General features: G+C 55.7%; 19 protein-coding genes and 4 pseudogenes. 11 read left to right on the top strand and 12 right to left on the bottom strand.

Going from position 1 to position 25,743, the window contains the following annotated elements:
- Positions 1–51: 51 nt before the first annotated feature.
- The 3 genes and pseudogenes from ACZ1GM_RS13120 (at position 52) to ACZ1GM_RS13110 (ending at position 5,597) form a co-directional block, all read left to right on the top strand.
- Positions 52–3,063, top strand: a complete 3,012-nt coding sequence (locus tag ACZ1GM_RS13120; RefSeq protein ID WP_472676843.1) for a TonB-dependent receptor domain-containing protein — start codon at positions 52–54, stop codon at positions 3,061–3,063.
- Positions 3,014–3,496 (top strand): hypothetical protein, encoded by a 483-nt coding sequence (locus tag ACZ1GM_RS13115; protein WP_472676842.1) that lies wholly within the window; start codon positions 3,014–3,016, stop codon positions 3,494–3,496. Before ACZ1GM_RS13120 ends, ACZ1GM_RS13115 begins: the two co-directional genes overlap by 50 nt.
- Positions 3,497–3,603: 107 nt before the next feature.
- Positions 3,604–5,597: pseudogene (locus ACZ1GM_RS13110) on the top strand (alpha/beta hydrolase family protein).
- A 119-nt stretch (positions 5,598–5,716) separates the two neighbouring features.
- On the opposite strand, the gene ACZ1GM_RS13105 reads toward ACZ1GM_RS13110, so the two are convergent.
- Positions 5,717–6,283, bottom strand: coding sequence for a hypothetical protein (locus ACZ1GM_RS13105; protein WP_472676841.1), 567 nt, complete (start codon positions 6,281–6,283; stop codon positions 5,717–5,719).
- Between the two features lie 240 nt (positions 6,284–6,523).
- Here ACZ1GM_RS13105 and ACZ1GM_RS13100 point away from each other — a divergent pair, with 240 nt between their 5' ends.
- The 3 genes from ACZ1GM_RS13100 to ACZ1GM_RS13090 are packed head-to-tail and all read left to right on the top strand — an operon-like array spanning position 6,524 to position 9,546.
- Positions 6,524–8,629, top strand: coding sequence for a TonB-dependent receptor domain-containing protein (locus tag ACZ1GM_RS13100; RefSeq protein ID WP_472676840.1), 2,106 nt, complete (start codon positions 6,524–6,526; stop codon positions 8,627–8,629).
- The gene (locus tag ACZ1GM_RS13095; protein ID WP_472676839.1) at positions 8,598–9,167 is read left to right on the top strand and encodes a TonB-dependent receptor domain-containing protein; all 570 of its coding nucleotides are present in this window, start codon (positions 8,598–8,600) and stop codon (positions 9,165–9,167) included. Before ACZ1GM_RS13100 ends, ACZ1GM_RS13095 begins: the two co-directional genes overlap by 32 nt.
- Positions 9,106–9,546 carry a hypothetical protein gene (locus tag ACZ1GM_RS13090; protein WP_472676838.1) on the top strand — a complete coding sequence of 147 codons (441 nt, stop codon included), beginning with the start codon at positions 9,106–9,108 and terminating at the stop codon, positions 9,544–9,546. The genes ACZ1GM_RS13095 and ACZ1GM_RS13090 overlap by 62 nt, the downstream gene beginning before the upstream one ends.
- 220 nt (positions 9,547–9,766) lie before the next feature.
- Here ACZ1GM_RS13090 and ACZ1GM_RS13085 read toward each other — a convergent pair whose 3' ends face one another.
- The 4 genes from ACZ1GM_RS13085 to ACZ1GM_RS13070 are packed head-to-tail and all read right to left on the bottom strand — an operon-like array spanning position 9,767 to position 13,119.
- Positions 9,767–10,690: a class I SAM-dependent methyltransferase gene (locus ACZ1GM_RS13085; RefSeq protein ID WP_472676837.1), complete on the bottom strand. Its 924-nt coding sequence runs from the start codon at positions 10,688–10,690 to the stop codon at positions 9,767–9,769.
- The gene (locus tag ACZ1GM_RS13080; protein ID WP_472676836.1) at positions 10,687–11,925 is read right to left on the bottom strand and encodes a putative 2OG-Fe(II) oxygenase; all 1,239 of its coding nucleotides are present in this window, start codon (positions 11,923–11,925) and stop codon (positions 10,687–10,689) included. The genes ACZ1GM_RS13085 and ACZ1GM_RS13080 overlap by 4 nt, the downstream gene beginning before the upstream one ends.
- Positions 11,912–12,382, bottom strand: a complete 471-nt coding sequence (locus tag ACZ1GM_RS13075; protein WP_472676835.1) for a tetratricopeptide repeat protein — start codon at positions 12,380–12,382, stop codon at positions 11,912–11,914. The genes ACZ1GM_RS13080 and ACZ1GM_RS13075 overlap by 14 nt, the downstream gene beginning before the upstream one ends.
- Complete coding sequence (locus ACZ1GM_RS13070; protein WP_472676834.1) at positions 12,382–13,119, bottom strand: 2OG-Fe(II) oxygenase; 738 nt, start codon at positions 13,117–13,119, stop codon at positions 12,382–12,384. The genes ACZ1GM_RS13075 and ACZ1GM_RS13070 overlap by 1 nt, the downstream gene beginning before the upstream one ends.
- Positions 13,120–13,288: 169 nt before the next feature.
- On the opposite strand from ACZ1GM_RS13070, the pseudogene ACZ1GM_RS13065 reads away from it, so the two are divergent.
- From ACZ1GM_RS13065 to ACZ1GM_RS13050, 4 genes and pseudogenes are all read left to right on the top strand, one after another.
- A pseudogene (locus ACZ1GM_RS13065) lies at positions 13,289–14,460 on the top strand (acetyl-CoA C-acetyltransferase).
- Positions 14,461–14,603: 143 nt separating this feature from the next.
- Positions 14,604–15,390: pseudogene (locus tag ACZ1GM_RS13060) on the top strand (SDR family NAD(P)-dependent oxidoreductase).
- 167 nt (positions 15,391–15,557) lie between these two features.
- Positions 15,558–16,430, top strand: a complete 873-nt coding sequence (locus ACZ1GM_RS13055) for a crotonase/enoyl-CoA hydratase family protein (RefSeq protein WP_472676833.1) — start codon at positions 15,558–15,560, stop codon at positions 16,428–16,430.
- A gap of 24 nt (positions 16,431–16,454) precedes the next feature.
- Positions 16,455–16,985 (top strand): MarR family winged helix-turn-helix transcriptional regulator, encoded by a 531-nt coding sequence (locus ACZ1GM_RS13050; protein ID WP_472676832.1) that lies wholly within the window; start codon positions 16,455–16,457, stop codon positions 16,983–16,985.
- A gap of 81 nt (positions 16,986–17,066) precedes the next feature.
- On the opposite strand, the gene ACZ1GM_RS13045 is transcribed toward ACZ1GM_RS13050, so the two are convergent.
- From ACZ1GM_RS13045 to ACZ1GM_RS13015, 7 genes and pseudogenes are all read right to left on the bottom strand, one after another.
- Positions 17,067–18,071, bottom strand: a complete 1,005-nt coding sequence (locus ACZ1GM_RS13045; RefSeq protein WP_472676831.1) for a type II secretion system F family protein — start codon at positions 18,069–18,071, stop codon at positions 17,067–17,069.
- 19 nt (positions 18,072–18,090) lie between these two features.
- Complete coding sequence (locus ACZ1GM_RS13040) at positions 18,091–19,062, bottom strand: type II secretion system F family protein (protein WP_472676830.1); 972 nt, start codon at positions 19,060–19,062, stop codon at positions 18,091–18,093.
- Between the two features lie 81 nt (positions 19,063–19,143).
- Positions 19,144–20,433, bottom strand: a complete 1,290-nt coding sequence (locus ACZ1GM_RS13035; protein WP_472676829.1) for a pilus assembly protein CpaE — start codon at positions 20,431–20,433, stop codon at positions 19,144–19,146.
- A gap of 3 nt (positions 20,434–20,436) precedes the next feature.
- Complete coding sequence (locus tag ACZ1GM_RS13030; RefSeq protein WP_472676828.1) at positions 20,437–21,081, bottom strand: CpaD family pilus assembly protein; 645 nt, start codon at positions 21,079–21,081, stop codon at positions 20,437–20,439.
- A 26-nt stretch (positions 21,082–21,107) separates the two neighbouring features.
- A pseudogene (locus ACZ1GM_RS13025) lies at positions 21,108–22,780 on the bottom strand (type II and III secretion system protein family protein).
- Between the two features lie 43 nt (positions 22,781–22,823).
- Complete coding sequence (cpaB, locus tag ACZ1GM_RS13020; protein ID WP_472676827.1) at positions 22,824–23,879, bottom strand: Flp pilus assembly protein CpaB; 1,056 nt, start codon at positions 23,877–23,879, stop codon at positions 22,824–22,826.
- A gap of 92 nt (positions 23,880–23,971) precedes the next feature.
- Positions 23,972–24,673 carry an A24 family peptidase gene (locus tag ACZ1GM_RS13015; RefSeq protein WP_472676826.1) on the bottom strand — a complete coding sequence of 234 codons (702 nt, stop codon included), beginning with the start codon at positions 24,671–24,673 and terminating at the stop codon, positions 23,972–23,974.
- Between the two features lie 116 nt (positions 24,674–24,789).
- Between ACZ1GM_RS13015 and ACZ1GM_RS13010 the strand changes: the two genes are divergently transcribed.
- Positions 24,790–25,743: an alpha/beta fold hydrolase gene (locus tag ACZ1GM_RS13010; RefSeq protein WP_472676825.1), complete on the top strand. Its 954-nt coding sequence runs from the start codon at positions 24,790–24,792 to the stop codon at positions 25,741–25,743.

Raw genomic sequence — 25,743 nt, 5'->3', positions numbered from 1 at the left:
CCGCACTTTGGCGGAGAACTCCAGTGTCGGACTGTCGCGACTGGAGAAAACATGAAAAAATTTAGCAACACCGCGGTGTCGGGTCTCGCCTGCACTGTGTCTGCATTTGCCCTTGCAGTATCTGCGCCTGCGCTGGCGCAGGATGAGGGGCAGCCTGATGAGGTTCAGGCGGAAGAGGAAGAAGAGCAGGTAGACGTAACAGAGAGCGGTGCGCAATCGACCGAGCCCGAAGGTGGCATCGTCGTTACCGGCTCGCGTATTGTTCGCGATACATTCAACAGCATCTCACCGCTGCAGGTTCTGAGGACCGAGCAAGAGAACGAAGCCGGTTTGTTTGATCCTTCGCAGATCCTTCAGCGTTCGGAGTCAGCATCTGGTACTCAGATTGACGCAACGTTCCAGGGCTTTGTTCTGGATAACGGCCCTGGTTCGCAAACGCTGAACCTTCGTGGCCTGGGTGCAGATAGAACGTTGCTGCTGGTTAATGGTCGCCGCCTTGCACCGGCAGGTGTTGAGGGTGCCCCGACCGCGCCATCGCTGAACCTGTTGCCCGGCTCACTGATTGACCGTACAGACCTCCTGCTGGACGGCGCGTCATCGATTTACGGCTCTGATGCTGTTGCCGGTGTGGCTAACGTTATCCTGCGGAAAGACTTTGATGGTCTGGAGCTGTTCGCGCGCGGTGAACTAAACCCACAAGGTTCCGGTGAAGACTATACGCTTAGCGGTGCCTACGGCTTCAATACGGACCGCGCCTTTTTCGGCATTGGTGTGGAATACGATTATCGCGATGAAATTCGTCTGCGGGATCGCGACTTCTTCCGCGGTTGTACGACCAACCTCGACATTACTAACACGGGCGAGATCCGCACGCTTGGTATTAACCAGCAAGCAAACGCACTGGCTGATAGCGGCGGTACGATCACCACATCGACGAGTGAGTGTATTCAATCAGGCTTCAATGGTCGGATTATCATTCCATTCACGAGTGTTGGTTCCGTCTACTTCCGCGAAGGCGAGAGTAACTCGGGTATTCCAAACTTCCTCGAATCATTCTTCAACGGCTCACCAGTCGACGGTGATGGCGACGGTGTTCGCGACGTTGACTTCTTGAATGATCAGAACACTAACGGCGTTCAAGAGGATCAAATCTTCTTGAGCGAGCAAGAACTGTTCAACGTCATGGCTTATGGTGAGTATGCGTTCCCGGGGGACGCTAACATCACGGCTTTCTTCGAAGCGAATTACAGCCGCGCTGAAGTTGCTGCTGATAACACTTTCTTCGCGCAGGTGTTTCCATTCGTACCGGACGACAACCCGTTCAACCCCTGTAACACTGCTGTTAGCGGCATCGATTGTCGTGCCGACACAGAGGGTGCGCTTCCCGGCTCAGGCCGTAGCGGACTCGGACCTATCTCGGTTCGACCAGTATTTGCCATTCAAGATGATCGGAACAACTTTGATGTTGTCCAAGAGCAATATCGTGGTGTAATTGGCATCAAAGGCGATCTGCCCTTCATAGCGCCAAGTTGGAGCTTTGAAGCATCCGCTCTCTTCTCGCGTTCTGAGGGGACGTCGCTTACTCGTGGTATTCGCGAAGACAAGCTTGCTTTCGCGCTCGGTATCGACCCGACAGCTGACTTTGATGGTGACGGCATCTTTGATAACAATGGTGACGGCATCGCTGACGACTACATTTCAGGTCAGTCGGTCGGCACCGGTCTTATCTCGCAAATTGTGGGCGATCCTTCTTCGATCACGCCTTGTGACGCGTCTGCTCTTGCGAATCCGAACGCAGCATTGGCTGATTTAACGCAGGGATGTGTCCCAGTGAACCTCTTCGCGCCGAGCGTTCTTGGTGTTGCACTGGGTGACTTCGCTACGACTGCAGAACGTGATTACGTGTTCGGCAACCGCAGCTTCGATACGATTTATGAGCAATCGGTGTTCAGTGCTTTTGCGACTGGTAATCTGTTCGATCTGCCAGCTGGCCCAGTTGGTGCCGTGATCGGTGCGGAATTCCGCCGTGACGAAATTCGTTCTATCGCGAATAGCGTTGCTTCGAACGGTCTCTTCTTCGGCTTCTTCGCTGACAGCGGCGCAGTCGGCAGCAAAGACATTAAAGAAGCGTTTGCGGAGATCGATATTCCGCTGCAGGCAGACAAGCCTTGGGTGCGCGAGCTCAGCCTGAACCTTTCTGGCCGTGTCACTGATGAGGAGTTTTACGGCACTAACTTCACATATGCTGTGAAGGCCGGCTGGCGTCCGATTGATCCACTGCTGCTCAAGTTCAGCTATGGTACTTCGTTCCGTGCGCCAAACCTGCGTGAAAACTTCCTTGGCTCACAAACTGGATTTAACACTTTGTTTGATCCATGCGCAGTTCCAGATGATGCGTTCGACACAAACACGAACACATACAATCCGGCGCTTGAAACGCGTAATCAATCGACGCTTGATAACTGTATTCGCGAGGGTCGTGACCCGACCGCTGCTGGACTGCAGCCAGACCCAGCCACGGGCGTTTCGCTCCCGCCGCAGCAGTTGACCAGTGTTGAAGTCGCTCGTGGCGGTAGCCTAGACATTGATCCTGAAACATCGCGTTCAATCACCGCTGGCTTCGCATTCGAAGAGACCTTTGGTGATGGTTTCGACATTAGCCTCGGCTTGAACTACTATGACATTAAGGTGAAAGACTCGATCGTTTCACCATCTGCTCAGTTTATCCTCAACGACTGCTACGCGCGCGAAGATACCAACCGCAGCACATTCTGTGATCGGATCAGTGTATCAACCACGACGACTCGGCTTGTGTCTGATGTGTTTGCCGGGTTCATTAACCTGAACGAAGAAAGCGTCCGCGGTATCGATCTAAATGCCACATTTGGCAAAGAGGTCGATATGTTTGGCAAACTGGTCGATTTCGGGATCAATTTCCGTGCGAACCATCTGATTGAGCGTAGCTCGCTGTTTATTGGCGATGATGGCACGCCGGATTTCGATGAAGATACGGGTGAGTTCGCATTCCCACGCTGGACCGTACCGTACGACTTTCACAGCTGATCTCGATGAGTGGCGCCTGACTTGGCAGGTCAGGTACACCGGACCTGTTGATCAAGATCCGGACAATATCGATCCGTTCTCTGACGTATTCGGTTTCGATGAGAACGGAGCCTTCGTTGGTGCCAACGGAAGCACATGCCTCGGTGGCGGTTCACGGGATGCGAACGATGTTCCAGATGGTGTTGTCGCAGGGGACGGTGTTTTCTGCCGCCCGGTTGGCTTTGCTGATGAGCAGTTTTTGCACACAGTGTCGCTGCGTTACCGTAAGGATGGCCTGACTATTATCGCTGGTGTCGACAACCTGTTCGACACTGCACCACCTCAGGTGAGCCCATTCGCAACAGGCATTACTGACATTTCAAACACTGCTGTCGGTGCTGGATACGATTATGACGGAACCGAGTTCTTTATGTCGATCCGTAAAGAGTTCTAATTCCATTCATATTCAATGAATTAGAAGGAGGGCGGCATGGTGCACTTGCATCGCGCCGCCCTTTTTTTATCATCGCAGAATTCAAATCTTTCTAGTGAGTCGCAAAAATGAAAATTTTGACCAAATCAGTCTTCGCTGCGGCGGCTGGCTTTGCAGCCTTAACCGGTGTCCTAGCCACCAGCTCCGCGCAAAACAGCGCTACCATTCCAGTCGAGGTTTGGTCGCTTCGCACTGTCGTCAATGCGGTGCAGGTTTCACCTGATGGGAAGCACATTCTGGTGCATAAGACAGAAAGCCGCGAAGGCGACTATGTCATGGAGATCTACAAGAGCGACGATCTGAGTAAGCCGCTGCGCCGACTTAACGCTGATCCGATGGAAATTATTAATGCACGCTGGGTCAGCGACAATTATATTTATGGTCAGGCATGGAAGGTTGTCCGCAGCCGTGTGACCGGACCTGAAGAAGACGTACGAGAGTATAAAAGCTTTGCTTACAGCCTGAAAGATAACAAGTTTGCCGAGGTGGATGGCAACTTTGAAATCATCGAAACCCTACCCAGCGAGCCGAACAAAGTTCTTATTGCCAGCGGTCGCCCTGTTGCTGATGCGACGGGAGTCGACCCTTTTGCGGCGTTTCGCCCACGCTCCTACTACAAGTTTGACCTGCAAAGGGGCACCCGCTCGCTCGTCGTTAAGGGCAGTGAGAAGTTTCCAACGACACAGTTCGACAATAAGGGCAATCCCCGTTTCCGTGTTTCTCTTGATCAGAATACCAACGAGATTCAGCCATGGTTCCAAGCCGCAGATGGTGGCGGCTGGATCAAGCATCCCGAAACGTTTGACCAAGACGACCATGAGAACCTCTATCAGTTTCTCGGAGGACCTTGGGGCGTAGTTGGCTACAAGCATGACGACCCGAACATCGGTTACTTCCTGGATCGAAACGGTGGTGACAAAGCCGCGCTATATGAATTTGATTTCAGGACTGGCCAGCTGGGCACCAAGCTGTTCGAGAGCGAAGAGTCTGACGTGCTGGGAATCGGCCTCAATACCATTCCCGGGAACGACAAACTGGCTTTCGCCGTGTATCCTGGCGCCAAATATGAGCGCCATTATTTCGACGAGGAAGAGAAGGCGCTTCACGAAGCGGTGTCCAAGAACATCCCCTATGCGCATCAGGTTTCCATCACCAGCCGTTCTCGTGATGGGAAGACCATGATCGTGCAGAATACGGGGCCACGCGATCCTGGATCGTACTGGCTGGTGAAAGATGGCGGGATGGCCAAACTGGGAAGCAGAAACCCTCTAATCGACCCAGAGAAGCTCGCGGATGTAAAGTATATTCGTTATAAGGCGCGTGATGGCCTCACTATCCCAGGCTATGTCACGATCCCCAAAGGCGAGGGGCCTTTCCCGCTTGTCGTTCAACATAATGGCGGCCCGCATGTTAATGCTGTTCAAGGTTGGGCTGAGATGGGCCAGATGCTTGCCAATGCCGGCTATATGGTACTCTATCCGCAAAACCGCATCTCGACCGGTTGGGGCAAGAAGCACTTTGACGCTGGCTATGGTGAGCATGGTCTCGCGATGCAGGACGACAAAGATGACGGTGTGAAGTACCTCATCGAGCAAGGCTTGGCAGATCCGGACCGTGTGGCCTTTTTGGTTGGTCATATGGCGGGTACGCAGCCTTGGTCGCTGCTTCACGGGAAGATCAGCTTTATCAATGCACCATCGCCGTGGCTGCGGTTGCGGATGCTGAAAAGACCTATAAGCAGCGAAGCGGACCGGATACCCCTAAGGCGATCGATGATTGGGCGCAGCGCCGCGGCATGATTGGCATCAATCCAATCGACGAGGTCGGCAAGGTCAACATTCCGCTGCTGATGGTACATGGCGATGTTGATCGCCGTGTCCGTTACTTCAACCTCAAAGACTATCAAAAAGCGATGGAGAAGGCCGGTCAGACGAATGCGCAATATCTGACACTGAAGGGTGCCGATCACTTTGGAAACACGCTGACGTATCAGCACCAGCAGGCGCTTTATACCAAGATGCTCGATTTCCTCGAGAATGACTGCGGGCCAGGCGGTCTGTAAGAAACGGCTCTAGCTGACAAGAACGAGCCCCGCTTCTCAGTGTTGAGAAGCGGGGCTCTTCAATATATGTCTTTGGAATATGTGTCTTCGTAATTCCGGGCGGGATCGCCCAACAGCGGTCACTCAATCCGGCGACCTTTGACCCCGGTCTGTCCCGCAATGCGAATGAAGTATGAGCCGAGCGCCGCTTTCTTAAAAACCACCTTATCGCCCGTGCGGGGCGGGCGCAGACGCATAGGCGCGTTTGCGATGCGCCAGACGCTGCCTTCTGTGATCTTGAAAACATAAGTATCGCGCGGGAGCCGACGCACCGAGGTCACTTCGGATTCGAGCGTGTTGAGATCGTCATCCTTTCCGTTTCCACCAAACAACCCCGTTTTAGGCAGGGTGAAGCCGAAAAGGCCGCGCCGCGTCTCCTCGACGTCTTCCTTATCGACGATCTGCACCTCACCAGCATCGCTGGCTGCGACGACAGCGCTGACAGATTGATCGTAACAGGCAAGACGATCCCCATCGTTCTGAATGGCGCTGCATTCGCGCAAATTGGCTAGAAAATCGGGATTTTCTGATTGAGCGAAGGCGGGTGAGGGGAGGGCGAAAATGGCTGCCGCCGCAATTCCCACTGCAAAGATATGCAATTTTCTCAAACTCTCTGGCTGAATTTCGATAAGAATATGTCGCAGCACGGTTAACAGCTCCAGATTTGAGTGAGTTGAAAGCGATGGTTCGAGCATCTTGAGCATCATTGCAACCACAAGTCACAACTGTAACAGGATTGCCACACCTGCTGATCATCCCGAGGAATCTTAACATTGTTGCATTGCAGCGGTGGATTGGCCTGTCCTATTGGCGGCAACATTCAGGTGTAGTGCCTGATGCCAACCTTTATCGGGTGCGAACTGCTCCCGAAACGTTAGGGGATTGAAATGTCTACACGCTTTAGCAAAGCATCTTTGCTTGCTGGCACGTTCATGGCGGGTGCCTTGATCGCATCGCCAGCTGTGGCACAAGATGCAGATCTACCGGAAGCAGAAGAGGGCGTCGAAGAAGGCGCGCCGATTATTGTTACCGGTTCGCGCATCGCGCGCCGTACTGTCGATACCGCTGCACCGATCGCAGTTGTTTCCGACGAAGAGTTCTCGCTGTCTGGTACGGTCAACGTTGAAAACGTTGTGAACACGCTGCCTCAGGTTGTCCCAGGCAACACCTCGTTCTCAAACAACCCAGGTAACGGTACAGCCACGCTGAACCTGCGTGGCCTCGGCGTGACTCGTAGCCTCGTGCTGGTCAATGGCCGTCGCTGGATGTTCTTTGATACCACCCAAGTGGTTGACCTCAACACCATCCCATCATTCTTGATCGACTCTGTCGATGTTGTGACCGGTGGTGCTTCAGCTGTTTATGGTTCTGACGCGCTTGCCGGTGTTGTTAACTTCCGCCTGCGCGAAGTTGATGGCGTTGAGTTCGGTGGTCAGTACTCACTCACCGAACGTGGTGATGGCGAGACATATCAGCTCCACGGCGCAATCGGCACATCGTTTGATGACGGTCGCGGTAGTGCAACTGTGTTCGCTGAATACTTCAACCGTGGAGACATCTTCCAGGGCGACCGTGACTTCTCACGCAATGCCATTGGTGGTGAAAACTTCAACATCCCGAACAGCCTGTCAGGCTCGTCAACTCTGCCAAATGGCGTTCTGCGCTATCTTGGTGGTGCCAATGGCGATGTTGGTCTGCCAGCTGGTACTGAATTCGGCGATGCAGGTGCGAGTGGTTTTGGCACTGGTGTTGTTTTTGACGACACACCTGGCGATTTCCGTCGCCGTACTGGTGATTTGTACAACTATGCACCGGTTAACTACCTTCAGATCCCGCAAGAGCGTTATCTGCTTGGCGGCTATGCAGACTACGATATCGGTGGCGGCCACAGCTTCTACACCGAAATCGCCTATGTGAATAACCGCGTAGCGCAGGAACTGGCCGCCACTCCGGTGACTGGCAACTTCAATGTTGACCTTGCAACTGCGCAACCGTTCCTTGTCGGCGGAGATTTTGCTCAATTGCAGGCAATTGACGCTGCAGAGACGGCTTCCGTCGCAGCGTTCAACGCTGCTATGGCTGACCAGGATCCCGACACTCCCGGTGTTCAATTTACACCTCAGGTTGACGATCCGGGCGTAGTGAACTTCTTCGTTCAGCGTCGTACCATCGAGACCGGTGCGCGTAACACGCTCGACGAGCGCAACGCTTTCCGCGTACTCGGCGGTGTTACTGGCCCAATTGGCGACTACCTGACCTACGATGCGCACTATTTCTATGCGCGTACACGGAACGCCAACGTTCAGCAGGGTAACATCTCGCGCTCAGCTTTCCAGGCTGGCCTTGATGGCACTCCAGGCGCAACACCGATCAACATCTTCGGCCCGAACACGCTGACACCGGCTCAGGTGGCTGCGATTTCGATCCAGGCACAGAACGGTGATATCTCAACTCTGGAAGTGGCTAACGCTACGGTGTCGGGTACTTTTGGCGACTTCGCCATTGGTGATTCCGATCCAATCGCATTCGCGGTTGGTACAGAGTACCGCCAGACTGCGTCGCAGTTCCTTCCTGATACCGCCCTATCTTCAGGCGACGTGATTGGCTTTAACGCTGGTCAGTCAACCGAAGCTAGCTACGATGTGAAGGAGCTCTTTGCGGAGCTTAACATTCCTGTCGAGTTCGGTCAGGCTCGTCTCGAGTTGAATGGCGCGGCGCGCTATTCTGATTACTCGCTCGATAACGTTGGCGGCGTCTGGACTTATGCCGGTGGTGCTACTTTCTCACCAATTCCGGATGTGATCCTGCGTGCTCAGTACCAGCGTGCAATTCGCGCGCCGAACGTGGACGAGTTGGCCCGTGGTCTGTCGATTGGTTTCCCAAGTGCGATTGATCCATGTAACAACGCACCTACTGATGGTGTTGATGCAGCCGGTTTGACTGCGACCTGTATCGCAAGTGGTGTTCCAGCGTACCGAAGTCGGTGGCGGTAACATTCAGCCGAATGCTCAGATCCCTGCGACATTTGGTGGCAACCCGAACCTCCAGGAAGAAACCTCAACCAGCTTCACCGTTGGCGTTGTTCTGCAGCCGAGCTTCATTCCTGGCTTGACGCTCACAGTCGACTATTTTGATATCGAAATCGAAGACGCAATTGCGACCTTCGGTGGCGGTTTCAACAACACGCTCGACCTGTGTTTCAATCAGGTTCAGGATATCAATGATCCGATCTGTGCGCCTTTTGCGGGCGGTATCGGACGTGATGGCAGCGGTGCAATCACAACCGCAACGGCACCTCTGGTTCCGTTCGACAACATTGCTAGCCTTGAGACCAAGGGTGTGGACCTTGAAGTCAACTACACGACTTCAATTCCATTCTCGCTCTTCACTGACACTGGTGAGCAGCGCGTGAACTTCAACTTCCTCGGTACCTACACCGATACGAACAACTTCACGCCTGTGCAGGGTTTTGACACAGTCAACGTTTGTGCCGGTTTCTTCGTACCGGACATGTGGCGAGCCAACACCTGAGTGGAAATGGACCAGCCGTCTGTCATTCACAGATGGTCCGGTAACTACATCGATCCGCTGGCGTCACCTGAGCGGTCTTGAGGATGATGATCCATCATCACTTGAGCCACTGAACGGTATCCTTGAGCTTGACTCATATGACAACTTCGACCTCTCATTCGCTTTCGAAGTGAACGAGAACGTCACCATCAACATGGGCGTCAACAACGTGTTCGACACGCTGCCTGACACGCCTCAGTTCGATGCGGCGGGTCTGGTTGACCAGTCACAAGGTACGTTCCTACTGCTCGGTGATAACCAGGAGCAGGCGAACACTTACCCAAGCACATATGACGTGCTGGGTCGTCGTTACTTCCTCTCAGGTTCGTTCAAGTTCTAAGAACGGGCCTGTCGGAAGACAGACTTAAAGAAGGGGCGGTGGACTTCGGTTCGCCGCCCTTTTCTTATGTGCCTGTTCTTATGAGCCTGTGCGATAACACATTTGGGCTTCGGCTTGCTTGCCCCAAGTTATATGAATTTTCGATGGTTATGGATAACCTACACGTCGAGGATATCGGGCTCATTGGTGCCTAGCGCCAGCAAGCTAGCCGCATATGGCGCTAGCTTTGAGCGAAGGTCACAATATCCGCGAACGCGCGGCCAGATGGTTCACATACTGTCCGGGTTTCTTGCGCAACAATGCCATTGGCCGCAAATGTGGCAAGAATAGCTTCTCTAGCATCGGCAGTTTTACAGGCATTCTGCAGAGAGTTGATCCTGCCGATTTCGTTTTGCGCCTGGTTTTCGATCGCGCTCAACGTGTTCAAGACACTTTGAACTCCACTGCGGGCACCCATGATCAGGGTTCTACGAACCGCCTCGGCAATCTCCCAGGCTGGCGAGCTTTCACCAAAACGCTTTGCGCCTTCGTCAGCGATTTTCGCGGCCATGTTGACGATGCTAGCGAGGTCTGCATTCTTCTTCATCTTGTCACGTGTTCGGCGCACCACCTCGGCGCTGCCCAGAACCCAATCGATTTCATCGCGCCGTTTCGCGTTGTGCTCTAGAATAGGGCCATCGCCGCGATGCATCATGAGGCCAACCTGTCCCTGAGGCGCCAAGACACGGGCGATCTCCGCAACGACCTTTCCTATCTCTCCATATTCAAACCCAAACTGGCTGGTGACGGCATCAAAGCTGGCGTCATCGAAGGGTAATTCTTCCATCGCAACGCCCGGATGTATCGAGATACCTGCTGGAGCGGGCGGCAATTGCGGGGCGAGGTCCGTGCCAGTCAGCATCAAGTCGCTGCGTAGTTCTTTTATCCATCGCAGCACCCGCCCGTCGCCCGTCGCCAAATCGAGCAGCTTTGCCTCGATTGGCAAAGGTTCCACAAATGAGGCCCAAGCTTCGCGTTGAGCATCCTCAATCGCGGCCCAACGTTGCGGCAAACATCCACCGCCATCTGCTGATACGCCGCCGGGTGTCCGTGCGTTTTGCGCCCAGAATGCGTCCCAAACCTCATTGCTCGCGGTACTGCTCATGCGATCACTTGTGCCATGGGGACCCCATCAAAAGCTACCGTCATACGCTCCGCATCCCCAAATGGTGTTGTGCCATGATACAATGTGCTGGGAAACAATACGAGATAGCCAGGCTCAGGTCGAAAAACCTCCAGTGGGGGGAGGTCGAGATTGAGGTCTGGTGGAGGGCGTCCAATCTCCAGCCATCCCTTTCGCTGACTGCCGGAGGCATCATCCGGTACCACAAGATACAGCGCGGAGGACACCAGACCCTGCGGGTGGATATGCGACGTGTGATAATCGCCGCCGCCGTTCAGGCGCACTGACCACGATCCCGCCAGGCCAATCGGTATGTCTCGATGACGCAGTAGCGGATGGGTCAGATCTGCAGCCGGCAAATCGCGGCGATAGGTCTCCAACGTCTCCAGAATTGCGCCCTTCAACTCTTGCAAGACCGGCGCGGGTCTATCGAACAGCAGTCCACGAGTTTGAGAGCCGCCTCTTAGCGATTGACCAAGTGGCGTCGGCAATCCCTCATGCAGCCCGCGCAAATGCTCTGTTGCCCGCTCGATTAACGTACCATCACAGACAAGCGCGCGCTTGCAGAACAGGTCATCCTGACCATGGAGCCATTCCGCCCGGGCGTCGCCGGTCAGCCTCCACACGATTCCGCGCAAAGCCCAGGCTGAGACGCTCCACGGGTCATCCGTCAAAGCCCGGTCAAGCAAGCTTTCTGCGCGATCTGTCTGCCCGGCTCTGATCCTGTGCCGCGCCTCATGCAGGGCCCGTTCGCCGGTATCAAGTGACAAACCCTGGAAGATTGTCTCGGCTCGATCCCATTGGCCAGCAGCGCCGGCATGGAGCGCCTCGAGAAATTCGAAAAATGGCTCAGTTGGAAAGCGTTTGCGTGCATCTGCCACCACATCCGCAGCCTCGGCGGCATAATCAAGCCCTGCCAAGGTTGCGGCTTGTTCGACCGGAATGTTTGGGTCTTGCGGATGTTTCGCCGCGGCATCTGTGTAATGCCCGGTGAAATCCTTCTCACCAGCCGCCAGCCTGAGTTGCGCGAGGAACCTCAGCCCCTCAGTCCAACCCGGCGCCTGTGCGGCGACCTGCTCCATGATCGTGCGTGCGCCAGAATGGTCGCCTGCCAGATCAAGCGCTTGTGCCTTGCCCAGCCATAGATCTGGCTCACCCGGATTGACTGTTATCGCACGGTCGAACCGTGGTAACGCATCATCGTCACACCGATCCAAAGCTATGCGTGCCCGGTACCGTGCAGCGCCTTTGCATGTTGAGGTTCCAGAGAGAGGCAGCGGTCATATGCGTTGGCGGTACCGCTGTCAGATCGCGCGCATTGCGATGGGCAGTGCCGCGTACAGACCAGTAACGCGCGAGCGACTTCCCCGCCTCTTCATATCGTTGCAAGAGCGTCGCAGCTTCGGCTGATGCCCCGCTGCTATCGAGCGCGATTGCCAGATTGATCGCGAATTCCAGGTTGCCCGGCTCCAGTTCTAGCGCTCGCTCGAAATGTTTAGCCGCGGCTGCCGCATCGCCTGCACGTATCGTCAACGACCCAGCGCTGCTCGCCAGTGCAGCGTCCTGCGGATACACGGCGAGACCCTCCGCCATAATTCGCTGAGCCTCTGCGCGATTGCCAGCCTGTTCGGCGGCTATCGCCTTGTTATGAATGTCAAACGGCGTCGCAGTCATCAATCGCGGAGCCAACCGGTTACGGCATAGCGGCCTGCCGGGGCGAAAGGTGGTACGTAGCTAACCGCATGGGCTTGCGGGACAGCGAACAGGTTCAGCGCATTGAAACGCGGACGGAACCCCTCCACGATGTCGCCATCATCATTCAGGAAAGTCAGATAGCCGCCCCAGTCCGGATGCCAGTCCTCCCGCGCGAGGTTGAGCACATAGGCCACACGCCAGCCTTCGGCGACATGGCTGTCAGAGTGCCGCCCCAGATAATGCTGGGCAGCGTAAAGCGTTGCCTGCCCATCTGCGCGCATAAGATCGGGAATCCCCGTCACCTCGCGTGCAAGGTCAAGAAACTCCGGCGCATTGAGATGCTCCAGCAGCAAGTGATGCGGGCCGTCCGGGTTCCGTTTCTCCTGAACATCCTCGACCAAAGAATAGTGTGCGTAGCGAAATCCATAGTCCCCGCGCGCCGATGCCTCATGCGCTTCCTTGGCCATCTGGTTGACCCGTTGCGCGCCCGCCTGCGTCGCGATTTCGGTATTCGAAATGGAAACCGGCGGTGTTTCCGCACTGTCGCCACCGCGCAACGCCATTGCCCAGCGGGTTCCCTTCATCAGGATTGTCTGCAGCTCGCGCGCTGTCTCGTCAGTCAGAACGTCGCGGATTTGCACTCGCGTGGTCTGAGCAAAACGTTTTGCTAGCGCTCCACGATCCAAATTGGGGTTGATTTCAAACAGCTTTTTCATGCGATCCGGCAATGAACCTCGAAGTGTGCAAGCTCTCTACGATGCTGCCATTCTGATTGGCAAGCGGCGCGTGAAGGCACGCCCCAGACGCGAGCAGGCATGATCTGTTGACCGGCCATCGGCGACAGCCTAACGCTTACGCAAACGGAAAGTAATTCGGGAGAGAGATATGACCACCGCCTACATTGTCGACGCTGTTAGAACCGCTGGCGGTCGGCGGGGCGAGCCGCCTTGCTGGTGTTCACCCGGTTGATTTGCTCGCCAAGTCTCTGGACGCGGTGGTGGATCGCAGCGGCATCGACCCCAATGCGATTGACGACGTGGTAACTGGCTGCGTCAGTCAGGCTGGTGAACAAGGTGGTCAGGTTGGGCGCATGGGTGTGCTTGCATCAAAGCTTCCGCAAAGCACGCCAGCAGTCTCAATTGATCGCCAGTGCGGCTCCTCACAGCAGGCGATCCAGTTCGCTGCGCAGGCTGTGATGAGCGGGACGCAGGATGTCGTAATCGCCAGCGGCGTTGAGAGTATGACCCGTGTTCCGATGGGTTCGAACATGACGCTGCACATGAAAGAGGGGCTAGGCCACTACATGTCGCCCGGCGTGCAGGAGAAATTCCCAGGCGTTCAATTCAGCCAGTTCATGGGCGCGGAAATGATCGCCAAGAAGCATGGATTTACCAAGGACCAGCTCGACGCGTTTGCATTTGAAAGCCACAAACGGGCCATCGCGGCGACCGAGGCGAGCGCATTTGAAAACGAAGTGATTCCGATTGAGATTGAAACGCCCGAAGGCACTGAGATGCACACGGTGGATGAGGGCATCCGTTTCGATGCGACACTTGAAGGGATCGCTGGAGTTAAGCTGATCGACCCGAATGGCATGGTGACGTACCGCATCCGCCAGCCAGATTTGCGACGGTTCCAGTGCTGTTCTCGTGGTGTCGGAGGAAGCGCTGAAGCAGCATGGCCTTACGCCTATGGCGCGCATTCACAACCTTACGGTAACCGCTGGTGATCCCGTCATCATGTTGGAAGAGCCGCTTTTCGCAACGGACAAGGCGTTGGAGCGTGCGGGCCTGACAATCGACGATATCGATCTTTACGAAGTGAACGAGGCTTTCGCTCCGGTGCCGATGGCATGGCTCAAGCACACCGGTGCGGACCCGGAAAAGCTCAACGTACATGGCGGCGCGATCGCGTTGGGGCACCCGCTGGGTGCGAGCGGAACCAAGCTTATGGCAACACTTGTCCATGCGCTTAAGCGACATGACAAAAAATATGGCTTGCAAACGATGTGCGAGGGTGGCGGTGTCGCCAATGTCACAATCGTTGAATCGCTGTAAGCGTATTCACGCTTATTGGCGTTGAGAGCTTGTAGTCACTTAGCGAAACACCGTTCGTGCTGAGCCTGTCGAGGTACGTACGATCACTACCACACCCTTCGACAAGCTCAGGGTGAACGGATTTTGAGAGTTAGGAGAGCAAAATGGAAGTATCAGCAAATACCCCCGCCGTTGTTACGGGCGGTGCATCGGGCCTTGGTGAGGCAACCGCGCGCGCCATCGCCGCGAAAGGCGCGAAGGTCGCGATTTTCGACATGAATGAGGAAAAGGGCGAGGCCGTTGCGTACCGACATTGGCGGTGTGTTTTGCAAGGTCAATGTAACGAGCGACGAAGACGTTGATGCAGGTTTTGCCAAAGCGCGCGAGGCCCACGGGCAAGAGCGCATTCTGGTGAACTGCGCAGGCATCGGCAATGCGATCAAGACCGCCAGCCGCGACAAGCAAACTGGCGAAATCAAGCACTTCCCGATCAGCGCGTTTGACTTCGTTATTCAGGTAAACCTGATCGGCACGTTCCGTTGCATTGCCAAATCGGCTGCTGGAATGATGACACTCGATCCTCTGACGGAAGAGGGCAATCGCGGCGCGATCGTTAACACAGCTTCGGTTGCTGCTGAGGACGGCCAGATGGGGCAGGCTGCCTATTCCGCGTCCAAGGGCGGTGTGGTCGGAATGACTTTGCCCATCGCACGCGATCTCATGCGCGAGGGTATTCGGGTGAACACGATCCTGCCGGGTATTTTCAACACGCCGCTGATGAATGCAGCCCCGCCTCAGGTGAAAGAAGCGCTCGCCGCATCGGTGCCATTCCCGAAACGACTTGGCTATCCTGAAGAATATGCACGTCTCGCCATGACCATGATCGAAACCGGATACTTCAACGGTGAAGATGTCCGCCTTGATGGTGCGATCCGGATGGCGCCGCGTTGATGGCGCTTTCCTACCCAAGGCTGTGCGCTTAGTTTTCGCTTTATGCATGTTTTTGAAACGCCTCCGATTGCGCGCCTTCAGGTTCGCATCGGGGGCGTTTTCTTTTCATCGTCAGGACCGTGTTCCATGTGTTCCATCCTGACGGATAGACCGGGAGAGAATCCAACGTGACTGACTTCACGCAAATCACATTCGATGTCGCTGACAAGATCGCGACAATTACGCTGAATCGTCCGGAAAAGATGAATGCTTATACGCGTGTCATGATGGCGGAGGTGATCGAGGCAATCGACATCACCGACGCCGATGATGATGTGCGTGCGGTCATCTTCACCGGTGCGGGCGAGAAGGCGTTTTGCGCAGGCGCTGACCTGACGCCAGAGGATGGCGGCCACGTCTTCTCTGCGCCTGATCAGGTTGACGATCTGTCGGACGAGGTGGTTCGTGACGGTGGGGGGCGGCTGACCCTGCGCCTGTTCAACAGCAAGAAGCCGCTAATCTCGGCCTGCAATGGCGTAGCCGTGGGCGTGGGCGCGACCATGCAATTGCCGATGGATATGCGTCTTGCGAGCGAGAATGCGCGGTTCGGGTTCGTGTTCGCGCGGCGCGGGATCGTGCCGGAGGCAGCCTCAAGCTGGTTCCTGCCGCGGCTGGTCGGTACGCAAACCGCCTTGGAATGGTGCATGACGGGCCGCGTCTTTGGCGCAGAGGAGGCTTTGTCGGCAGGATTGGTGCGATCGGTGCATCCGCAAACTGAGTTGATGGGAGCGGCGAGAGCGCTTGCCAGCGAGATCGCGGATAATACGTCGGCGGTATCGGTTGCCATGACGCGCGCGATGATGTGGCGCATCCCCAGTGAGAGCCATCCAATGATGGCGCACCGCATCGACAGCCGCTCAATCTATCGTCTCAGCCGGGGCGCTGACGCGAAAGAAGGCATTGCAAGCTTTCTGGAAAAGCGCGCACCGAACTATCCGGGCAAGGTCTCTGAGGACATGCCAGATTTCTATCCGTGGTGGGATGAACCGGTTTACAAGTGATCGACCGATGGCATTTAGTATCGGTTGAAACTTGATTTTCCAGTCGGTGCGTTTACGCCTTCTGGAATGCATGGAAGCCGCAAACCAACTAACTCCGGACCGATCAGCAAGCTGGCAAATTTCTTGCCGTACCAGTTGTCGGTTACTTCTAATGCCGTTTCGGTTCGCATCGCGCAGCAATATCGCCAACGGTTTGGGCTGAAGACGATGGAATGGCGTGTCATGGCGGTTCTTGGCGACAATGATGGCGTTACGCAACGCCAGATTAGCGCGCTGACGCTCATGGAGAAAGTTCCCGTCAATCGCGCTTGCAAGGCGTTGGAAGATCGCGGCCTTGCCGTGCGACGCCCGAACAAGAGTGACGGGCGCTCCCACATATTGGAACTGACCAAGGATGGGCGTCACATGCATGATCAGGTCATGCCCTTGGCTGAGGCGATTGAGGCCGAGTTGTTTGCATGCCTTGGCGACAAGGATCGTGAGCAGTTACGCAAGCTGTTGGTGCGCGTTCGGGAAAACGCTGGCGAATTCGATGCCGACGCGCTGCAAGACTAACTCAGCGTCTGGTACATAATCATAAAAAGCCCGGAAGACCATGTGGTCGACCGGGCTCCTTTTTTGTTCGTGTGACAGTTACTATGCCAATCCGTCGCCAGAGAATGCGTCCGAGATCGAACACGCCGCTGGGCCGAGAATGACGATGAACAGCACCGGCAGAATGAACATAATCAGTGGGACAGTCATAATCGCCGGCAAACGCGCGGCTTTTTCTTCGGCGCGCATCATCCGCTCGTTCCGGAACTCGCCCGAGAGCACGCGTAGCGCGCTCGCCAGCGGCGTACCATAACGCTCGGTCTGAACCATGGTAGTGACCACGCCTTTGACCGCTTCCAGATTGACGCGATAGGCCAGATTGTCGAAGGCCTTTTTACGTTCGTTCAGGAATGACAGCTCAATCGCGGTAAGAGCAAACTCATCACCCAGTTCCGGATATGCGCGCCCCAATTCCTTTGCGACCCGGTTAAATGCGGCGTCGACGGTCAAACCTGCCTCGGCACAAATCACCAGCAGGTCGAGCGCGTCCGGCAGACCTTTACGGATCGCGTCAGTGCGCTTGCTTGCCTGGTTTGATAGGTAGATTTCCGGGCCTTTATAGGCCAGGAATGTCACGACAGCCAATGCAGCGACCCGTTTGAACTCCCAGTCTGGATAAATCTCGACTACATAAAGCAAGACACCCGCGAGACCGCCAAAAATGACTGGCAATACGAGGCGCAGGGCGATGAGGATCGGAGCAAGCTCTTTGTTCCGATTACCTGCCCAGGCGAGCTTCTGCTGCATATCCTCAACTTGAGAATCCTGAAGCAGTTTCATGCTGCCAAGCGAGTCTTTAACTTTGTCGGACGTTTCGGTTTTGCGAACCAGGCTTTGGCGCTTCTTCGCCGTCGCCGTCACAATACCTGCTTTCAGTTCATCGCGACGCTCATTGAGCGCCTTGACGCGTTTCGCCATCGGATCTTTGATGGTCACCGCCGTATAAATGGCGAACATCACTGCCATGGCGGCGATGCCGGCGAGCAGCGAGCCGACTAGGATGACATCAAAGCCGAGAAGGGTAGGCCCCTGTGGTGTATCTAGCATGGGTCTGGTCCTTCCTCGATCAAATCTCGAAACTGACCATCTTGGCCATGATAAAGACCCCGATGCCCATCCACACAAGGCCGCCAAGGCCAGTTACAATCAACCTGTCGTCAGTGAAGAACCCGCCAATATAGCCCGGGTTAATCCACCAGATCATACCGAATACGATGAAGGGGAGGGCACCAACGATATAGGCTGATGCCTTTGATTCCGAACTCATCGCCTTAATCTTGAGTTTCATCTGACTACGTTTGCGCAGCACGTCCGCGAGGTTCGATAGCGTCTCCGCCAGGTTACCACCTGTTTCGCGCTGAATGGCGAGCGTGATGCAGAAGAAGTTAAACTCTGGGATACCAAGACGGTCAGCGGTTTCCTGCAGAGATTCTTCCATGGTGCGGCCAATTTTGATCCGCTCCACAATCCCTTTGAACTCTTCTCCAACGGGTCCAGGCACTTCCTGTGCAACAACCGCCAGCGTTTCTGTCACAGGCAAACCAGACCGCAAACCGCGCACCAGAAGCTCGATAGCGTCTGGAAACTTCGCGTTAAATCCGTTGGTTCGGCGTCCAATGTTAAAGCCGACGACCAAGTGAGGAATGCCGAGACCGATTACACCGCCCACACCAAGTGCGAGTGCTAGTGCGCCGGTCTGCAAAAAGATGAGCACCGCTATGACGAGGGCCAATCCTCCAGAGGCATAGGCATACTGCGAAACTGTCCAGCCTTTGCCCGTCCGATCAAGCCGGATGGCCAAGGCATCGATGCGCGATGTTGATCCCGCTGCAGCATTCAATTTCGGCTTACGAGCGGCGATCGCTTTTTTGAGCTGCGATTCGACCTTCGTATCTGTGCTTTCGGAGTGGCGATAGCGCAGAGAGTCGAGACGCCGCTTGCCAGCCTTGCCCGGCGATGGTGCGGTGACCACGACATATCCGATCACGAGCAGCGCCAAAACGCCTGCTGCTATCAACGCGACCTGAGCGATACCCATGCCTTATCTCCGTCCTAAATCATTCAGGTTGTCCGGCTAGCGACGGCTTCGCAAACGAAGCCGTCGCTAGTGCGAACAACGTTACTCGGAAGCAGCCGGCTCAGCGTCTGCCTTGTTCTTTTTGGCGAGCAGTGACTTGATGTCGAATGCGGCCAGCAGCGATTTCTTGCCACCTTCGCTCCCTTCATCACCATCCTCGTCCGACGCACCCATGATCCGCTCAGCCAAAGCCTTGATTTGGTTTGTGGCCTTCGCTTGTGGGTTTGCCTCGACAAATGGTTGTCCCAGCTTGGCAGCGTTTGACGCAGCTTTCGCGTCGAAAGGAATCGTGAAGTCGATTGACCGTTCGATCGATGCCTCAAAATCGGCTTTGCTGATTTCGGCAGTGCCGGACTGCACCTTATTAGCAACAACAATCGGAACCGCATGCGCAGCGTGGCTTTTGAGCCATGACAAGATGCGGATTGAATCGCGAGCAGATGCCAGCGTCATTTCCGTTGCAACCACAACAACATTCACATCACCCAACAGGTGTGGGAAGTTGATCAGCATGTTGCGCGGCAGATCGATCATCGTCATCTCAAACGCGTGACGGAACTCTTCCTCCAGCTGGAGGAAGGCCGCACCATCTGTCATCAGAGGTGAGTTGATCGGTGCCTCTGCTGACAAGATTGCCAGATTGTCATGTGCGCGGATCATCGCCCGCTCAATAAACAGTCCGTCAATACGGCTGGGATTGTCGATCGCATCTGTCAGGCCACGACCCGGCTCCAGATCGAGCGCTAGAGCGCCTGTTCCGAAGTGAATGTCGAGGTCAAGCAGAGCAGTTGGCATGTTATGCTGTGTCGCATAGAGCCAGCTTAATGATGTCGCGAGGGTCGATGAACCAACACCGCCACGTGTGCCGACAACTGCCGTCGAGATGTGACGCTGAACAGTGTCACCATCGCTTGCTTTTGGCGCAGCAAACACAGTCTGTGCCTGGTTCAATGCATCGCGCAGAGCGCTCGCTGACAATGGCTTCAGCAGATAGTCGTGAATGCCGCTGGCCAGCAGGTCGCGATAGAGGCGAACATCGTTCACCTGACCGATCGCAACAACAACTGTGCCGGGTTCACAAACCTCAGCCAAAGCGTTGATGTCATTCAGCGGGTCGCCGCTTTCTGACAAGTCAACCAGCAGGATGTTCGGGCTAGCGCTGACAGAGAGCGATTGGATCGCATTGCGTAGGCCGCCCTTGTTGCATTTCTCCGGCGCCCAACCCAGCTCGATGACTACTGGACGCAGAACATCCAAGGCATTCTCGTCGCAGATAAAGGCTGCGAAGGGATCACGATTTCCGGGCATGCCGGCTTTCCATGGAGCGTTCATGACTTAGTTTCCTCCTGTGGTGCCGCCACCCTGCAGACCACCCTGGCCTGTTGGTGTTTGCTCTCGATAAGACTGGATTGCCTTGTTAGACGTCGACACGACTGTCACGCCAGTGCCTTCCTGCCCTTCAAGCAGATCTTCGGGATTGGCGATCATCGCAGCCAAGTTAGCATTTGTTGCACAGCCATAGTTGGAGTGCGTTTTGTTGGCGTAGTTGCGATCGGTGTCGTGAGACCAGTCGGGGCAACCCGGTACTGAGGCGGTTGATCGGATGATCAAGACACGCGCCTGTCCCGGATTGATAAACTCTGCGGTCACTGGCGATCCCTCAGCAAGCAACACTCCGTGGCGCTCGGCCAGGGCTGCAATTGCGTCGCGAGTCGCCGGATTGTTAGCGGGATCGTCGATTGACACCCGGTCTCCATACCCAAGCTCCATAGTCTCGAACCAACCGTTGAGACGTTGTTGCTCATTCACTGGCAAGCCGGCGGCATTGGTCATGACGTCGAGCGTCATTGTGCTGCGTTCAACCACCGGCTGGTGCACGCTGTAGACCGTCTGGTTCAGAGACGAACCGTCACCGCCGCCGCAGGCAGCAAGGCTAAGGCCGAGCGAGATGGCAAGCGTGCTTGCCAGATTGCGTTTCATATCGTTTCGCATGGTACTCGTCCTTATCAATTAAAGCTGAAGCCAGGAGCGGCAGCCTCGGCACTGCGCTCTTTGCGGCGCGGTGCAGAAGCAGGTGCGTTTTGTGAGACCGATGGTCCTAGCTCGGGGCGGTTTCTTGTGCGCTTGGCAATGGACGCTGACTTGGGCCCTTCGAGTTCTCTTTGTTCAGCAGCAGACGCTGTGCATCGTTCGGCGTGTGGAAACCGTCTGTAGGTAGGACGATGTCACGATCGTTCACTGGCTTGACCAGATATGGTGTGACCACGATCACCAGTTCGGTTTCACCCCGACGGAAGTCCGTAGAGCGGAACAGACTGCCAAGAATAGGCAGATCGCCGGCTCCAGGCGTCTTGTCCAATGTACTTTGCGCATTGTTGCTCATCAAACCAGCAATCATAAAGCTTTGGCCCGAACCGAGCTCAATGGTCGTCTCGGCGCGGCGTGTTGTCAGCGCAGGAACCTGGAAACCATTCAGGGTAATGGCACCTTGCGACGACAGTTCAGACACTTCCGGGCGCACTCGCAGCGAAATGCGTCCGTTCGCAAGCACCGTCGGGGTGTAAGACAAGCTCACACCGAAGTTGCGATACTCGATGGAGGTTTGACCGAGGCCCTGGGCCAGCGGAATTGGGAACTCACCACCAGCCAGAAACTCTGCGGTTTCGCCAGACAGGGCGGTCAGGTTTGGCTGCGAAAGCGTCGTAACCAGACCCTGACGCTCAGCGACGTCAAGCGCGCTACCGATGTCGAGGCCAAGGAACCGCCCAAAACCGGCGATAGTGGAGCCTGTGTTGAGGGCATCGATTAAGTTGAATCCGTCACCCTCCAGGTTAGACCCAACTGCTACCGGTGAGTTAGGTGAACGTGAAGTAACCGGCAGACCGGTTGTTGGATCAACGAGAGGCAGACCAGTTGTCGCATCAATCAAAGGGATACCGCGTACTGGCAGTCCGGTTGCGGGATTCACCAAGATACCGCCCGTCGCTGGATCAATCAGCGGATTGTTGGCTGAGGGGACGAACTGGTTGATCGGTCCTCGGCCCTGCGAGATGCCAAATCGGAAGCCACCGGTGGTGTCAGCGGTCTGGAGGTTAGCGCCCATCGCACGAACAAAGTTACGGCTCACCTCGGCAAAACGGACGCGCAGGTTTACCTGCAAAGGCGTCGCCATTTTGAGACGGCTGATCACGTTCTGGCCGTTGCCGACAAACGCTTGCACCAGATTTTCAGCTTCCGAAGCGTCCTCCGGAGTAGCAACTGTACCCGTTAGCAGGATCGTGTTTGTGCCCATCGTAGCAACGCCGATCTTTGCATCGGGCATCGCCAGAGCGAGCATTTGATCAATGCTGCCAATGTTGCTGCCTACGCGGATCGTGGTCGACCAGATGATGTCGCCACGCGCATTACTGGCATAAAGCGTGGTTTCACCGCCCGATTTACCCAGCACGTAAAGCTGGTTCTGCGACTTGATCTGGACATCTGCGATCGCATCGTTGGCGATGAAGATGTCTGCCATCGCGCCTGGCACCTTGACCAGTTCGCCGCGGCCAATTGACAAGACGATCTCGCCAGATGGTTTAACGACAGTTTGCGCGTTAGCGACGGTCGTCGGCGCAGTTGCCAACGGCGCCAAGGCCAGGCTGGCAAGCAGCGTTTTGGTGAGTAGACGACGTTTCATTGATCTTGCCCCCTAATGGCTGATCGGAAGATTAAAGTTTGAATTAGCGAAGAGTGCTCAGGCCGATCGGTGCAGTTTCACCGGCGGCGCGAACACCCTGTGCAGTCGTTCCCGTCAGGTTTTCGCCAGCGCTGACGAGCCCTGTACCATTGTCATTGAGCTGGACTGGTTCGACGCGACCAGCACGGTTGACGTTGATCTTTGGGCCTTTTGGTCCCGGTGCTTTCTCGGTTGAGCTTGGCTCAAAGCGTGATACGTTGCCACCAGTCTGGAACGTGCTGTTCCCGGTCCTTGGTTGAGCAACCGCTTGGCGAAGCAGACGCTCTTCCTCTTCGGGAGTTGCATCGTCTGGAATAACGACCGAACCGCGAGCGAGAGCGTTTTCCAGCTCGGACTGGTTATCTGCGAGCGAGCGCAAAGTCAGGCTGATCGCGCCAAGCGTTTGGGCAACTGCAACCTGCTCAGCGATACGTGGGGTTACTTCCAGCGTTACGGTCTTGAACTTCTTGACCACAGTCTTGCCGGCTTCATTGGTCTGTTGCGTCGTTTGCTGGTCAGTTGCCAGCACGCGCAGGTTCCGCATGATCGTTTCAGACGTTTGCACTGTGCCCTGAGCGCCATCGACGCCCTGAGTTAGCACCATGTCCACACGGTCGCCTGGGAAGATAAAGCCTGCAACACCTGATCGTGCGTCGACCGGTACAGTGACGGCGCGCATACCCGGAGTAAGCGCAGCCGCGAGGAAGCCGCGATCCCCGGGGCTTACCAATGATCCTTGTGTGACGGGCTCGCCCGCAGTGATTGGGTGACGTACAACAGTGCCCATGAGAGAATTGATGTCGGCTTCGCCTTCAATGAAGTAGACGTTCTGCACCATCTCTTCTGGCCATTCCTGATAGCCCAGCGCATCAGCAGTGATGATCGTGCCGGTCGGCAGCGCACGCTGCGCAACAAGAACCTTCGGGCCTTCTGGAACCGGTGCGACAGCCGCCTCTGCCTCTGGAGCGGCAGCTCCTGCGAACATGCTGCGCGCGACAAGTGCGGTGCCAATGGCGATCACTAATGCGCCCACCAAAAGAATCAGCTTTTTCTTATCCATGGCTATACAAGCCCCCTCGTTGGACCCGCTGGATCAGGTTGCGGGAATCTATGGTTCATCGGATTACGACCAGATTGGTTAAGATCAGGTTGTTATCCGACTGGAATTGTGTGAGCGGCCCAGCTTGGACCTTCGGAAACGATCAACCAGATCGCCGCGAATGAAATTGCAACACCGTATGGTGTCTGTAGCTTGCGATTGTACTTTTTGATGATGCGAACAGGTCCCAGAGTGGCGCAGGCGAGTAGTATCATACCGATCAGATACACCGCTACGGCTTGATGCATGGCATCAGGGAACAGTTGCGGAATGCTCGCGCGCGGCCCACCAAGGTAAACGTTCGTAGAATACAATGCGAACAAAGCTGCACTTATCAGAATTGTCAGATGCGCACGCGAATGGGTGATGGTCCCCTTTCGTACAACTTCTAAAGTGCCGCCGACGATTGTCAGCAGCCAACCTGACAATGCGAATATCGCGATAAAGGCGAGAATGTTCTCTGGACTAATCCAAAGCGCTAGGGCCGACATCAGTTTCACATCGCCACCGCCCATTTGCTTCATTGCAAACAGAGCGCATGTAACGCCGAAGAAAGCTAACCCAATCCCGATTTGTATCGCGACCCCTGGCCAGAGAGAAAGTCCGCTAGACCACCAGAATGCTGGTGCCGCCACTGCAATAGTAATGTTGAGCCAGTTGGCGATGCGCCGTTCGCGCAGATCGGTGAAAGCTGCGACGATCAGCAGAATTGCCAACCCGCCAAGCAATACGTAGGAAATGTTCTCTTGCAGCATGTTTGTCCTCAAGGGGCCAATGATCGATTGCCCTTGTCGAACATCGCTACAGAGTATGACTTACTAAACAGTAACCAAGTTTCCGGGGACGCATGGATCAGGCTGACGCAAACACGATGCAATCACATCAAGTAATTGACCGCCGGACGATCCCTCCTCATGCGTCTGAGTCGATATGGAGGGCGGTGGACGGGCATGAGCTGCGCCGGATCGATTGGCCTGGAGCGAAGTCACCCCGCGGCTCAATTCTGTTTTTTCCCGGGCGCGGGGATAATTACGAAAAATACCTCGAAACGCTGGAAGAGCTTCATCGCGCAGGCTGGGCTGTGACCGCGTCAGATTGGCGAGGGCAAGCGGGATCAGGGCGTCTGGGCAATGACGCGGTAACTGGGCACATCGCCGATTTTTCCATCTGGCTCGATGATCTGGAGCAACTTTGGAAAGAATGGAAAGCGTCCACTCCCGGACCGCATATTCTTGCTGGTCATTCGATGGGCGGTCATCTGGTCACCCGTGCATTGGTGGAAGAACGGGTTGATCCCGACGCCATGTTCTTGTCCGCGCCGATGCTGGGTATGTCGGGGCCGCCGCTCCCGCTGGGGCTTCTTCACGGCGCTGCGAAGCTCATGACCAAGATTGGCGACCCTATGCGACCCGCATGGAAATGGAGCGAGAAACCAGGTGAAGTTCCCGCAGATCGTCAAGAGCTGCTGACGCATGATGATGACCGCTATCAGGATGAGTTATGGTGGCGCGCTGAGCGACCGGAGCTGGTCATGGGGCCGGGTAGCTGGGGGTGGGTTGAGCGAGCGTATGCGTCGACGCGGGTCTTGGAAGCGCCCGGGGCAATGGAGAAGGTTCAGACACCCGTGCTGATCCTGTCAACTAAACACGATAAGCTGGTCTCGCATGATGCGGCAGAGCGGTCGGCCAGTCGACTTCCAAAAGGGGAGTTGGTCACCTTTGGTACGGACACCCATCACGAGTTGCTGCGAGAGACTGATGCGGTTCGCGGGCGCGCCATGTCCGCTATTTTCGAGTTTCTCGACCGGGTGGCTCCGGTTCAATAG

It is taken from the genome of Qipengyuania sp. JB2-7 (assembly GCF_055693485.1).
This window is presented reverse-complemented; position numbering and strand designations above follow the sequence as displayed.

Excerpts from the sequence above, each read along its gene's own strand:
- ACZ1GM_RS13035 (WP_472676829.1), bottom strand. The coding sequence starts at position 20,433 with ATGAACGCTCCATGGAAAGCCGGCATGCCCGGAAATCGTGATCCCTTC.
- ACZ1GM_RS13030 (WP_472676828.1), bottom strand. The coding sequence starts at position 21,081 with ATGAAACGCAATCTGGCAAGCACGCTTGCCATCTCGCTCGGCCTTAGC.
- ACZ1GM_RS13070 (WP_472676834.1), bottom strand. The coding sequence starts at position 13,119 with ATGAAAAAGCTGTTTGAAATCAACCCCAATTTGGATCGTGGAGCGCTA.
- ACZ1GM_RS13100 (WP_472676840.1), top strand. The coding sequence starts at position 6,524 with ATGTCTACACGCTTTAGCAAAGCATCTTTGCTTGCTGGCACGTTCATG.
- ACZ1GM_RS13015 (WP_472676826.1), bottom strand. The coding sequence starts at position 24,673 with ATGCTGCAAGAGAACATTTCCTACGTATTGCTTGGCGGGTTGGCAATT.
- ACZ1GM_RS13040 (WP_472676830.1), bottom strand. The coding sequence starts at position 19,062 with ATGGGTATCGCTCAGGTCGCGTTGATAGCAGCAGGCGTTTTGGCGCTG.
- ACZ1GM_RS13010 (WP_472676825.1), top strand. The coding sequence starts at position 24,790 with ATGCAATCACATCAAGTAATTGACCGCCGGACGATCCCTCCTCATGCG.
- ACZ1GM_RS13120 (WP_472676843.1), top strand. The coding sequence starts at position 52 with ATGAAAAAATTTAGCAACACCGCGGTGTCGGGTCTCGCCTGCACTGTG.
- cpaB (WP_472676827.1), bottom strand. The coding sequence starts at position 23,879 with ATGGATAAGAAAAAGCTGATTCTTTTGGTGGGCGCATTAGTGATCGCC.
- ACZ1GM_RS13085 (WP_472676837.1), bottom strand. The coding sequence starts at position 10,690 with ATGAGCAGTACCGCGAGCAATGAGGTTTGGGACGCATTCTGGGCGCAA.
- ACZ1GM_RS13045 (WP_472676831.1), bottom strand. The coding sequence starts at position 18,071 with ATGCTAGATACACCACAGGGGCCTACCCTTCTCGGCTTTGATGTCATC.
- ACZ1GM_RS13075 (WP_472676835.1), bottom strand. The coding sequence starts at position 12,382 with ATGACTGCGACGCCGTTTGACATTCATAACAAGGCGATAGCCGCCGAA.